Consider the following 12,527-nt stretch of genomic DNA (forward strand, 5'->3'; position numbering starts at 1 on the left):
AAAGCCAATCCCTTGACCAAAACCCAATCATAAAACCATAGTCAGAGGTGGCTCACTTCTCGGTGGAAAAACCGGCTCAGTTCCGCATGGAAACCAACAAATATGTCGCCCGGCGTGCTGCTGCGGGGCATTCCAAGCTCGACGCAATTCGGGCATTGAAACGTTACATCGCTCGGGAAGTCTCCGGTATCATCACGCGCCGCCAGATGGCGTCGCTCACACCGGCGGCTTTGTGGGCAGGCAGATTATCCATGAGGACAAAATGCTACCGCCTCTCCGGTACGCTGTTCGCCGCTGCTAGAACGACGTCGGCGACAACTTTCGAACGAGAGAGATGGGGCACATGGCTTGCCTCGACCTCAATGACCTTGGAATTGGAGCGCTCATACATGAACCGAGCAAGTTCAGGGTGGAGTATCCGATCGTTCGTTGCAACCATTGCGAAGCTCGGTTTGTGGCGCCAAGCGGGCTGCGTAACCGGGGTGCCGAAGATGGTCATCGCGGTAGGGCGTTGCGATGCCGCCAGAAAAGCCGCATCTCCACATGGGATATCATCCGCCATGTCATGGGCGTAGTGAACTGGGTCAAGTATGACTGTCCCGTCTCCAAGATCGAGCATGTGATCTTCGGAAGGAAACCGTGCAGCAAGAGTGGCAAGGCTCTCACCCTCGTCCGGCTGGAGCGCTGCAACATATACAAGCGCGCGCACCTTCGGGTGAGTCCCAGCCACAGAGACGACAACCCCGCCATAGGAATGCCCAACCAAAACGACGTTTCCTACCTGCCGCGCAATGCACAGCAAGGTCGCATCAACGTCGGCTTCGAGGCTCGTCAACGGAAGCTGAACAACGGCGACTTCAAGTCCGGCCGCCTTCAGTATGTCGTGCACGGGGCGCCATGATGATCCATCCATTGTTGCTCCATGCACAAGGACCACGCTATTGGTGGCTATGGGAAGCGAATTGTTGGTCACGACGGAAGCCTCTGCGTTTGTTGTTTCAGAAATACGGTATTGCCCATGGACGTCCAGGCGCCCGCATGAACGTCCATGGGATTGCGGTGAGCGGGCCTTGAGGCTTTGGCTCGGTCAGTCAATTAGATGTTCAACATCCGCCCGCCATCAACCACGATCTCGGAACCGATGGTCCAAGCCGACTCATCAGACGCGAGATAAACGACAGCCTTGGCTACCTCCGCTGCACTGCCGAAGCGACCGGCCGGAATACCTGCAACAATCTGCTGGTTGATTTGCTCGCGATAGGCGTCGGGAACACCGAGCTTGTCGTAAAGAGGTGTGTCCACCGGGCCTGGGCTGACGGCGTTGAAACGGATACCACGCTGAAGCAATTCTGCAGACAGTGTTTTCGAGAGGTTCAGGAAGGCCGCCTTGGTAGCGCCGTAAACCGAAGACGTGGGGGCGCCGACGTGGGCATTGATAGAGGTGTTCAGCACAACTGATGCCGGGTGGGCAAAAACAGGCAACAGGGCCTGGGTCAGGAAATATGGACCCTTCACATTGATCGCAAAGATGCGGTCGAACATATCGGGTGTCCATGCTTCGATGGGCTGCCAGATCGAAATACCAGCGTTGAAGAAAGCAACATCCAGCTGCCCGTAATGCTCTTTTACTCTGCTGGCGAGTTCCTGCTGAGCTTCTACGCTCGCGCTATCCGCTCTTAACACCAGAACATCAGAACCCAGCTCGGACTTAACCCTGTCGATAGAGTCGGGATTGTTTCCGGTCACGATGACGCGTGCGCCTTCGTTCAGGAATTGCTTTGCCGTTTCGAGACCAATGCCAGACGTGCCACCGGTGATCAGAGTTCGTTTTCCATTGAGACGTGTCATAAACCTAGTCCATTATCTTGAGTTCAACCTCGACGATGCCGGGCGCTTTGCTGCGCTCGACTTCCGTGTCGATTGACTTGAATTTAATGGGACTATGGATTTTGGTCCTATCCGATCAGCTCAATAGATTGCCTGATCGTCTCAAGGTCCGCTGGTCCTGAGACAAAGAGTGTCGCCTTGCAGAAAGCCGATGGCCGATAGGGCAACCCCGGACTAATGCTGAATTATGCAATACTCAGTGCCAAGCCACCGCTGACTGACATTAATGCGACGACTATCGGAATGAACACAGAGGGGCCAAAGCTTAAGCCAAAACCGGCGCTATCGTAATCACTGTAAAACTTTATCTTACAACGACAAACTTAAGTTCAAACCTCAGACCGGGCTGCTGATCGAGTGCCTGAGTTGGCGCACGTCTCTCACCGGCGGGGCGCCAAATTGTCTGACATATTCACGGCTGAACTGCGAGGCACTTTCGTACCCCACTGCAAATGCCACATCCAAAGCATTCTGATCTCCAGCGAGCAGCATTTGTCGTGCCTCCTGCAGACGGAGCTGCTTCTGATACTGGATTGGACTGAGACCAGTGAGTGCTACGAAATGACGGTGTAGGCTTGCTCGACTCATGCCGCTGGCTTCACACAGGTCTTCGATACGCAATTGCCTGTTCTGATGATCACGTATCCACTCCACAGCACGGCGGATGCGGCCCAGTGCGCCCTCGGGCTGCGCAATATGGCGCAAAAGTCGTCCCTGCGATCCTTGCAGGAGACGATAAAGCAGTTCGCGCTCTGCCATCGGTGCAAGGACTGGAATATCGCTTGGCGTGTCAAGCAAAGTGAGGAGGCGCAACAGGGTTTCGCGCAGAGGCGGTGTCATTGAGTTGATTGCGATACCAATTCCGGGTGCATCTGTGTCGCGCACGGGCGGCATTTGGGACGCCACTTGAGAGAGCAGAGACGGATCGAGAACCAGCGACACCGAAACGTATGGCTGACCGTCATCCGCATCGTGAATCTGTCCGCTCAGTGGCAGATCCAGCGCGCTGACAAGATATTGCTGAGAGTCGTAGCGCATCAGCGAGTCACGGATCGCCACATCCTTCGAACCCTGCAGGATAAAGCAGATCATAGACCGATAGAGACAAGGCGATGTGCCAGATGTGCTCTGGCCCACTCCGATCTCCAATCGAGGAATCGGTGTGAGAGTAATCCCCTGGCTTGCGTGACGCAGGGCGAGGTCGAGGTGGGGACGCAGTTGCTCAGTCATACCCACTCTATGCCACTTATTATCGAGAATGAAAAGGCCTTGAGATAATCAGGCAATAAAATGAGAGCATTCGGCGCGCTAGAGCAGTGGGTTTGGCGTATCTGGATTGCGGTGAAACAAACGCACCGCTCAGTATTGTGCAGGGATCTTTTCAGAGAGGACAGATCACTTTCGACATCTCCGGCGGGCAACTCCTCTGATCGCCACCACGAGCAAACAGAAAATTGAGAAGCAATCATGACAGATAAAAGCCTCACCCTCATTAGCCACCCTCTTTGCCCCTTTGTCCAGCGCGCCGCTATTGTTCTTCTGGAAAAGGGCGTGCCCTTCGAGCGGATCAATGTCGATTTGTCGGCCAAACCTGACTGGTTTCTTGCGCTTTCGCCGACTGGCAAGGTGCCCGTATTGAAAGTCCGAAGACCAGGCGAAGACGACGCGATCCTCTTCGAAAGCGTGGTCATCTGCGAATATCTCAACGAGACTCAGGGCGGTGCGGCAATGTACCCTGACGACGCGCTATCGCGCGCCCGACACCGCGCCTGGATCGAATTCGCAACGCAGACTATGGCGGAAGGCTGGCAGTTCCTCCACGCCAAGGACATGGCGACCGCCGACGCCAAGCGAACCGCGTTCCGTGATCGCCTGGCCAAGCTTGAGGCGGAGTTGGGCGACGGGCCGTACTTTGCCGGAGCCGATTTCGGCCTGGTGGATGCGGTCTACGCACCGCTGTTCCGCTATTTCGGCATCATCGACGCGGCAATATCGGCCCCGATATTCGACGGCCTGCCACGCGTGACCGCATGGCGCGCAGCGCTCGCCAATCGCCCCAGCGTCAAGGACGCCGTGCTCGATAACTATCCCGAACTCTTCCGCGAACATCTGCGCCAGCAGGGCGCGATGATTGCTGCCTGATCTCCAACAATAAGCATACGGAACAATCACATGACCAAACCAAGCAAAAGCGCACTCATCCTCATCGAATATGTCAACGACTGGCTGTCGCCGTCCGGCGGCATCTACCCCATGTTCCAGGACCGCGAGCAGGTCGATACGGCGATCGCCAATTCCAAAATCATCCTGGAGGAAGCGCGGCGTCGCGGGATGCACGTCATCCACGCCTCGCTGAAGTTCGAGCCGACCTACAAGGTCCTCGGCGAGGGCAAATATGGCCTGCGTTCGATGATGCGGACCTACGGCTCGTTCCTTGGAGAGCAGGCAGACTTTTACCCCGGCTTCGAACCTGCCGAAGGTGAATTTGTCGTCCGCGAACGTGGGGGTGGCAGCAGCGTCTTCGTCGGAACAACACTCGACAGCTATCTGCGCAACAATCGGATCTTCGACATCTACCTCGCCGGCTTCTCGCTGCGCCAGTGCGTCGAATCCTCGATGCGCAACGCGCACGACCTCGGCTACCACACCAATGTCGTCTATGACGCATCGGCCGGCTATACCCGCAAGCAGCAGGACGATTTCGTCGCCGAAATTGCGCCATTTTACGCCAACGCTATCACGACGCAGCAGTTCCTGGCTGAAAGCTGAACGAGAGCCGGACTGTGTGTGACGCAAGGCACCTTTGCGTCACACAATGCTGCGAGCGGCGGCACGATTTATAATCGCTGCGCCCTGACACCAAGGAAAAATGACGATGATCGCTGTTTCGGTAAAGCTTGCAGTTAACCCGGGAAGAGAAGCTGATTTCGAAGACGCCTTCGCGGCTCAGGCAGCGGCAGTCCGTCGCAACGAACCGGGCAACTGTCTGTATGAATTGTTCCGTTCGCACGAATACGCTGGCACATACATGCTGATGGAAATCTACGCTGATGAAGCTGCGCTTGCAGCGCATCGTCAATCTGAGCATATGGCCGAGCATCGTGAAAAGACGGTATTGTTCGTTTCGGGCGAACCGGAGATCGAAACCTTCAGTATCGTTGACCATACCGTTAGATGCAATTCCGACTGACTTTTGCCAAGAAAGCCAGCCGCTCGCCTAAAAGCTGCATAACAGGCTCCAATCCAGGCGAGCACAATTGTCGCGAAGTTCTCTCGTCACCGAGGCAATAGCTTACAAGTTCAAGCGATGGGATTGCATTGAGTCACTGCTCGCTGACGGCCGGATTTGCCTGTCGAGCAATACTGCCAAACGCGCGCTCAGAGTCTTTGCACTCGGCAGGAAGTCATGGCTGTTTGCCGGATCGGATCGTGATGCTGAACGCGCCCCGTTCCTGGCGACACTGATCATGAGCGCCAAGCTCAATAACATCGACCCGCAAATCTGGTTTGCCGATGTCCTCGCCAAAATCGCGGATACGCCGATTAGCAGGCTTGAGCAACTGTTGCCGTGGCACCGGATGCCCAAGACGCTGAGTGCTCAGGCGGCCTGACCTGCGGCCTTCGCCCAAGTTCAGAAATCGCCTGCTGTCAATTCGCTGGTTGAGCCTGATGCTCGTTCCGATGAATCTGTGCCGTGTCCCGGGCCAACAAGGCAGTTCGCATTCAACGCTCGCAGAAGGCGAGAGGCCGGAGGGGCGATCCTGACCCCTCCTTAATCTTCAGCGGCGTAGCGACGAAAAGACTGCGCAGAGAAAGCTGATGCAGGTTCGCAAGCATCTCAATGATCAGGATACCATTGGGTAGCCAGTGTGTAGTGTGCCCGGTCGTCTCCTGGCCCACGCCATCCACCACTGCCATATCACATGCAACGGTGTCGCAACCGATCGCGCGAATGCCCCGCTCTTTGAAATAGATGATTGCATCTTCTCGAATGCCGGGAGAGTTTTTGACGAACCAGGTGCTTTGATTGTCGGTTCGCCAGAAGCGCTGCATCCAGCCGAAGTTGATTAGCGGGATTTCACCTTCGCCAATCTGCACCCCCTTCTCGGACTCGTAAGCCTTTACCATATCAAGGGTAATCAGATCGCCAGCCTGCAGGTTCCTGTCGGAGAAGTCATACAGTACGGCGGGAGCAATAAGTTTGTCCGCCGGAAATGTGTCGATAGACATATGCATGAGATTGTCATGGAAATGCGCGGGCGCGTCTACATGGGTGCCGGTGTGCTCAGAGATCATCAACAACTGGCAATAGTATCCATCGCGAACAGTGATCCTGGCTTTGTCTATCACCAAGGGCGGGTGCATCGGCCAGTTGGGAATTCCGCGCTCTAGGGTCGGCGAGAGGTCTACCACCCGCATGCTCCGCAGCATGGCTCCAAGCCGGCTCGCCAGATCGCCATGGTTTCCCGCCGCATCCACCAGCAAAGGTTCTGTCACGATTTTCTCCACGTTTCGGGTCCTTCCAGATGTAACTCTGATAGTATAGCGACCCTTGGACGTCTTGGGAGGACCAAGGGTCGCTGCTCTCGATCAGGCCTTGGCAAACCACCAGGGGAAATCCTTAGTGGTCTGATCGAGATTGTCCTTGTTGACGTTAAAGTTCAGGATCTTGATCCAGGGGACGTCTTTCAAGCCATTGTTGACCGTGGCACTCGCTTCGATGGGTTTTCCCTGCCCCGCCGCATATGCGGCCTTGGCGGCCTCCACCCCCATCTGGTCGAAAGCCGTGAAGTTGGACAGTGCCATCAGGCCCTGTTTGATGAGCTCCTGTGCACGGGGCTCGGCATCGACGCCGGTGACGAACACCTTGCCGCCGAGACCCTGTGCCTGCAGGGCCTGAACTGCTCCGTATGCGGTGCCGTCATTGCCGCAGAGAACGGCGACCACATCGTTGTTGTTCTTCGTCAGAGCGTTTTCGACCTGGGCGCGCGCACTATCTGTTGACCAGTTCTTGTTGAACTGGTCGGACACCAACTTGATGTCGCCCTTGTCAATGAACGGCTTGAGCACGTTGAGGAAGCCCTGTCGCGTTTCCTTGGCAACACTCGTCGATTCCTCGCCAGCAGCGATCACGTAGTTGCCCCTCGGATGGGCCTCTACCGCAGCCTGGGCAATCTTCTCGCCCATCTCGACCGCATCACGACCAAGGAAGCAGACGACATCACCCTTGTTGATCAGGAAGTTGTAGTTGATGACAGGCACGTTTGCCTGCTTGGCTTTTCGGATTAGCGCATTGGCCGCGTTTGCATTGACCGGAGTGAGGACGAGGACATCAATCCCCTGCGTGAGCATGTTCTCTACCTGGCTGGCCTGTAGCGATTCCGACGCGTTGGAGGCCTGTGCCAGGACCTCTATTCCGAGCTCGGCGGCCTGCTTCTCGAAAAATGCCTGGTCGGCATTCTTCCAGCGTAGCTGATCGTAGTTCGGCATGATCAGTCCGACCTTCAGCTTCTTGTCCTGCGCATAGACCGCCTTGAAATTCACCAAGGTGGCCAGCAGCCCCGCGCCAGCGACGCCGAGCGTTTGCCGGCGGGTAATACCGCGTTTCTCAATATCCTTTGTCATGTCTCTCTCCCAGTTTTGTCGCATACGATCCGCGACGGTTGAAGGTCTTTACCCTTTCTGCAATTTTTGCTCGGTCAGTCTCCAAATCGTCCGCCGCGTCCCCGCATGTCGGCATAGACCGCGAACAGAAGGACGAGACCGACCGTGATGGACTGATAGGCTGACGGCAGGTTCATGAGGCTCATTCCATTGGAAAGGCTCTCCATGAGGATCGCGCCAATCACCGCTCCTGCTACAGTCCCCCGGCCGCCCATGAGGCTGGTTCCGCCGATGACGGCGGCGGCAATCACGTTAAGTTCGAGACCTTGCATGGCGCCGGGAGGAGCGCTGTCGAGGCGCGCGACTAGGACCAGTCCCGCCAAGCCGTAGAGGAGGCCCATAAAGGCGAACACCATCGAGACATGTGCGCGGATGTTGATGCCGGCGAGCAGCGCCGCCTGACGATTACCGCCGATGGCATAGAGCCGGCGGCCGAAAGCGGTGTAACGCAGCAGCCATCCGCTCACCGCCGCGACCGCAAGCACGAACACCACTGGTAACGGCAGGCCACGATAGCTGACAGAAACAAGTGTCACGCCACATGCGAAGATCCCTACGGACGTCACAGGTATGCCCACGACGGAAAGAAACGACGATTGTATTCCGGCTTGCTGCCGGGCACGCCATTCCCGCATTTGCAGCAGGGCGAACACTAGCCAGAACCCGATGAGAACGACAGCACTGAGCATAGGCGACAGCGACGTGTCTGAGATCACCAGGATATCGGGGTTGGGTGAAATGGTTTCGGCGTTCGTTATCACAAGAGAAAGACCGCGAATGGCCAGTAGGCTGCCCAAGGTCACAATGAAGGAGGGCACCTTCATCCAGGCGATCCAGAACGCGTGCCACACCCCGATCAGCAGCCCGAAGCCAAGCGTCACCAGAATGGTCGGCCAGAGCGAAAGCTCGAGGTTGACGCCAGCGAGCGCCGCCACAACGGCAGCGGCGGCGACAGTCGCACCGAGCGACAGGTCTATAAATCCGGGGATCATCAGCAAGACCGCCCCGCAAGTCAGCATTGCGGTAATGGCAACCTGACCACTCAGATTGGTCAGGTTGCGGGGGCTGAGAAATAGCCCACCGGTAAGATATTGCATAACCATCCAGACCACCAGCAGGACGATGATCAGAGGCAGCAGCCGAAGCTCGCCATGGGCCATCATCGCCGGCAGCTCCCGGAAGGTCAGTCCCTTGTTCTTTGTATTTTGTGCCGTCACTGTCGACCTCGCATTCACGTTCATTGCCTGGATCCACCCGCTGCAACTGTCATCACATCTTCTTCCGTCGCCTCCCCGCGCCGCCACTCACGAACAATGTTCCCTTCGAGCATCGCGATGACCCGGTCGGCCATTCCCAGAACCTCCGGGAGATCGGTGGAGACGATGATGATGGCTTTACCTGCCGCGGCGAGTTCGTTGACGAGTGCGTAAAAGTCCACGCGCGCATTGATGTCTACACCTCGCGTCGGCTCCTCAAGGATGAACACATCCGGCTCGGTGAGGAGCCACTTGGCTGCAATCACCTTCTGCTGGTTTCCGCCTGACAGCTGGGAGATCGTCTGTTCGACAGACCCGCATTTGACCTTGAGGCTTTTGACATACGTCTGCACGCGCGTCAGTTCGGCGGCACGGTCGAGTACGCCGAAACGCGTCAACCGGCTGAGGGCGGCGAGCGTCATGTTGCTCGTGATCGAGTGGGATTCGATCAGCCCGTCGCGTTTGCGCTCGGCAGGTACATAAGCGATGCCGCTGCGGATGGCGTCGCGCGGGTTTTTGACCGAAACCGTCCGTCCGTCGATCTGCATGGTGCCCCGAACCTGAGATTCATGGGCACCGAACAGCGAGCGGGTCAGATCAAAGGCGCCCGAACCGAGCAGTCCGAAAATCCCCACGACTTCCCCGGCTCGAACGTCCATATCGAGATTTTCGACGAGATAGGGACGGCCGGGTCCGCCATTGGCGATCGTCCAGTCTCGTAGCGACAAAATCGGCCTGCCGGGTTCGACGACTACTTTTGGATACATTTCGGTGAGATCGCGCCCAACCATGGCCTTAACGACCCGACGAGGTGTGTCCTTTTGGCCTTCGAGACGAAAGTGATCGACAACGGCTCCATCTCGCATCACCGTGACCACGTTTGCGATGCGCTCGAACTCGTGGAGGCGGTGGGAGATGTAAATGGTGGTAACACCGTGCCGATGTAGATCGGAAATCTGTTCGAACATTAGCTCGGTCTCGCGCTCGGTGAGGTTTGAGGTAGGCTCATCGAGAATGAGCAGCTTGACACCCTGCGTCATCGCCCGAGCAATACTAACGAGCTGTTGCTGATGCGTGCTGAGATCGCCCATTCGCAGTAACGGAGATATTTGGAGCTTGAAGACGGCCAGCCAGCGGGCCGCATCTGTCCAGAGGGTTTTCGTGTCGACCATGCCCCAGCGACGAGGTTCCCTGTTCAGGTAAAGGTATTCCCCAACTCGTAGCTCCGGGACGACATTGAGTTCCTGCGGGACAAGGAACACACCATGCCGTTCTGCGTCACGGATACTGTCAAATCGACAGCGTTCGCCTTCGATCTCGATGGATCCCTCGTAGCTTCCGATCACACCCGACAAGATTTTCATGAGAGTCGACTTGCCAGCGCCGTTCTCGCCGGCGATTGCGTGGACATCACCGCGATTAAACGAAATCGAAACACCTTTGAGTGCGTGCACCAAGCCGTATCGTTTATCGATGCCTGAGAGCGCGGCGGCAATAAGCTCGACGTCCGCCTCCGCTGGTTTGATGCCTGCTTTCATTTCTTTGGAACTCATGTCGTGGCTCCTCCTCCAACGAATGACCCATATGTTCAAAGCTGCGCTGAACGTGATCTGTACTAGCCGATAAGCCATGCTCAACAGATACGGAGGCGCAGATCGTTATGTTCGAAGGCAATGCCAGTCGACGCTGCCTCCGACAAAGCTATTCATGCGACGCTTGCCGCCACTGGCTCGTGCACTGTCAGCCCACCTGAGCGCTTGAGAACCCAAGAGGCGACGATCGGTGCCAGGATGGCAGTAACGAGCACAGCGGTGGCAGTTTGGGCAGCGGCCGATTCAACGAAAGGCAGGAAGCGGGGATCGGCGGCCGCCACGGCCATAGGCACGGCCACCGCGTTGCCAGCCGTCGTACCTGCGGCAAAACCAATTCCGCTTTTGACTCCGCGGCGCAGTAGAAACCGGTAACCAAGGTAAGTGAGCCCTCCGGTGAAAATCACGACGCCGACGCCCAGGAGTAAGCCTTGGGCTCCGCCTGTCATTACGGTGCCCAAACTGATGCCGGTCCCAACCGCGAATGACATAAAGGGGATTGTAATGCTCGGCACGCTATCGAGAACGCGCGTCCATTCGCGATCGACTGCGCCAACCAGGAGGCCGAGTGCAAAAGGGACAATTGCTGCAACAAGGGCCATGAAGGGGATCTGACCGAGCCCCGAAGCTCCCAGGAAGATCATGGCGAGAAATGGACCATCATCAAAGGCGCTGGCGACGTAGGCACCTGTGTCCCGCTCGTCGCCATACTCGCCAGCAAACGCCAACCACAATGCGCCATTGCTGTTGCCCATAATCGCAAGCAAGGCCAGAATGGATATTCCCCAAAACCCTTCGAGCCCAAATATAAGGCCCAGGATCACGGCGATTGCCGCCGGGATAAGAGTTTTGCACAAAAGCACCACACTCGTCGTTGCTGCGGCTGCTTTCCCGCTGTGGCTACCGGTAATTTGCGCACCGGTCGCAAAAATCAGCAGCCCTATCAATGCTAAGGCGCCGTCTTTGAACAAAGCCTGGGTGAAGCCACCAATTCTTAGAGCGTCGGGAGCGAATGTGTTGATCAGCACCCCCAGAATGAGCGGAATCAACATCATCCCTGCTGGGACTTTTTGCATCGTTTTGAAGAAAGGAATTGACGAAGATCCCTGTCTGAATTGCATTTCCATGAGGCACACTCCTTCCCCGCGCCCTACCTCCCAGGTATTGCACGTCACATTCCGTTGAAGTCGAAGTTCTGCGAATTCTACTTCGATGGATGTGCTAGTGACCTAGGGCTCCTCGTCCCTAAGTGGTGGCACACCATACGAATACTCAGTCGTATTACGCCTATGCTGGCCCGACATCTTTGTTCAAGCCGGGAGAGCCCCTGCAGCGAGGAACCCGCCATCTACAGGTATGATTGCTCCGTTGACATAACTTGCACCCTCGGACGCCAAAAACGAAACGGTCGCCGCAATCTCATTCGGCTTCCCGTAACGCTTTGCCGGAATGGCGGCCGTATACGTCGCCCTGAACTCGGGGGAATGCAAAGCCTCCGTGAGAGGCGTGTCGACCGGACCGGGCGCAATAGCATTGCTGGTTATGCCGAACGTCGCCAACTCGGTGGCCATCTGTCTCGTCAGTCCGATCACGGCGGCCTTTGATACTCCATAAGCGGTGCGCCCATGGCCCACAGCGCGTTCACCAGCGACAGATGCAATGTTGATGATCCTGCCCCAGCCGGATCGCTGCATCAGGCGCGCAGCATGCTGACTGCACAGCAGCGAACCCGTCACATTGATGTTGATCGTCGCGGTCCAGTTTTCGTATGGAAAGTCGATAAAAGGAAAGGTCTTGGCGATGCCCGCGTTATTGACCAGAATATCGCAGCGGCCATGTTCAGACTCAACGGATTTGAAAGCCTGCGCGATCGAATGGGCGTTGCCGACATCCATAACCAGTGATTTGGCTTTAAGCCCAGCAGCTCGAAGTTCGGTCGCTGCTTTTTCTGCCGCATCCCCGTTAATATCGGCAATGATAACGACAAAGCCGTCCAAAGCGAGATGGTTTGCGATTGCAAAACCGATGCCCATGGCGGAGCCAGTCACAAGCGCAACTCTAGTTTCATTCTCGTTTGGCATGTCGTTTCCTCCCTGACGCCAAAATTTCCGGCAATATACCGGTTCACTCA

At 56.6% G+C, this 12,527-nt stretch carries 12 protein-coding genes and 2 pseudogenes; 5 read left to right on the forward strand and 9 right to left on the reverse strand.

What is annotated here, in order from left to right; translation table 11 throughout:
• Positions 1–92: 92 nt before the first annotated feature.
• Positions 93–212 (forward strand): annotated as a pseudogene (locus G6L28_RS20270) (IS110 family transposase); the annotation flags it as partial.
• Between the two features lie 53 nt (positions 213–265).
• On the opposite strand, the gene G6L28_RS20275 reads toward G6L28_RS20270, so the two are convergent.
• From G6L28_RS20275 to G6L28_RS20285, 3 genes are all read right to left on the reverse strand, one after another.
• Positions 266–973 carry an alpha/beta hydrolase gene (locus tag G6L28_RS20275; RefSeq protein ID WP_337795789.1) on the reverse strand — a complete coding sequence of 236 codons (708 nt, stop codon included), beginning with the start codon at positions 971–973 and terminating at the stop codon, positions 266–268.
• Between the two features lie 122 nt (positions 974–1,095).
• The gene (locus G6L28_RS20280) at positions 1,096–1,848 is read right to left on the reverse strand and encodes an SDR family oxidoreductase (RefSeq protein ID WP_168333532.1); all 753 of its coding nucleotides are present in this window, start codon (positions 1,846–1,848) and stop codon (positions 1,096–1,098) included.
• Positions 1,849–2,223: 375 nt separating this feature from the next.
• A complete protein-coding gene (locus G6L28_RS20285; RefSeq protein WP_168333531.1) occupies positions 2,224–3,117 on the reverse strand; it encodes an AraC family transcriptional regulator in 894 nt (297 codons plus the stop codon).
• Positions 3,118–3,354: 237 nt separating this feature from the next.
• Between G6L28_RS20285 and G6L28_RS20290 the strand changes: the two genes are divergently transcribed.
• From G6L28_RS20290 to G6L28_RS20305, 4 genes and pseudogenes are all read left to right on the forward strand, one after another.
• A complete protein-coding gene (locus G6L28_RS20290) occupies positions 3,355–4,029 on the forward strand; it encodes a glutathione S-transferase family protein (RefSeq protein WP_174065962.1) in 675 nt (224 codons plus the stop codon).
• Positions 4,030–4,059: 30 nt separating this feature from the next.
• Positions 4,060–4,656, forward strand: coding sequence for an isochorismatase family cysteine hydrolase (locus G6L28_RS20295; RefSeq protein ID WP_112960340.1), 597 nt, complete (start codon positions 4,060–4,062; stop codon positions 4,654–4,656).
• A gap of 106 nt (positions 4,657–4,762) precedes the next feature.
• Positions 4,763–5,077, forward strand: coding sequence for a putative quinol monooxygenase (locus tag G6L28_RS20300; protein WP_168333529.1), 315 nt, complete (start codon positions 4,763–4,765; stop codon positions 5,075–5,077).
• A gap of 46 nt (positions 5,078–5,123) precedes the next feature.
• A pseudogene (locus G6L28_RS20305) lies at positions 5,124–5,498 on the forward strand (transposase domain-containing protein); the annotation flags it as partial.
• 112 nt (positions 5,499–5,610) lie between these two features.
• Here G6L28_RS20305 and G6L28_RS20310 read toward each other — a convergent pair.
• From G6L28_RS20310 to G6L28_RS20335, 6 genes are all read right to left on the reverse strand, one after another.
• The gene (locus G6L28_RS20310) at positions 5,611–6,396 is read right to left on the reverse strand and encodes a cyclase family protein (protein WP_112960338.1); all 786 of its coding nucleotides are present in this window, start codon (positions 6,394–6,396) and stop codon (positions 5,611–5,613) included.
• 81 nt (positions 6,397–6,477) lie between these two features.
• The gene (locus G6L28_RS20315; RefSeq protein WP_162723864.1) at positions 6,478–7,512 is read right to left on the reverse strand and encodes a substrate-binding domain-containing protein; all 1,035 of its coding nucleotides are present in this window, start codon (positions 7,510–7,512) and stop codon (positions 6,478–6,480) included.
• A 74-nt stretch (positions 7,513–7,586) separates the two neighbouring features.
• A complete protein-coding gene (locus G6L28_RS20320) occupies positions 7,587–8,792 on the reverse strand; it encodes a sugar ABC transporter permease (RefSeq protein ID WP_168333527.1) in 1,206 nt (401 codons plus the stop codon).
• Positions 8,789–10,345 carry a sugar ABC transporter ATP-binding protein gene (locus G6L28_RS20325; RefSeq protein WP_174065964.1) on the reverse strand — a complete coding sequence of 519 codons (1,557 nt, stop codon included), beginning with the start codon at positions 10,343–10,345 and terminating at the stop codon, positions 8,789–8,791. The genes G6L28_RS20320 and G6L28_RS20325 overlap by 4 nt, the downstream gene beginning before the upstream one ends.
• A gap of 167 nt (positions 10,346–10,512) precedes the next feature.
• Positions 10,513–11,523 carry a 2-keto-3-deoxygluconate permease gene (locus tag G6L28_RS20330; RefSeq protein ID WP_202033792.1) on the reverse strand — a complete coding sequence of 337 codons (1,011 nt, stop codon included), beginning with the start codon at positions 11,521–11,523 and terminating at the stop codon, positions 10,513–10,515.
• A gap of 183 nt (positions 11,524–11,706) precedes the next feature.
• Positions 11,707–12,477 carry an SDR family NAD(P)-dependent oxidoreductase gene (locus G6L28_RS20335; protein WP_168333525.1) on the reverse strand — a complete coding sequence of 257 codons (771 nt, stop codon included), beginning with the start codon at positions 12,475–12,477 and terminating at the stop codon, positions 11,707–11,709.
• Between the last annotated feature and the right edge of the window lie 50 nt (positions 12,478–12,527).

This window comes from Agrobacterium larrymoorei, assembly GCF_013322225.1.
Lineage (GTDB): Bacteria > Pseudomonadota > Alphaproteobacteria > Rhizobiales > Rhizobiaceae > Agrobacterium > Agrobacterium larrymoorei_A.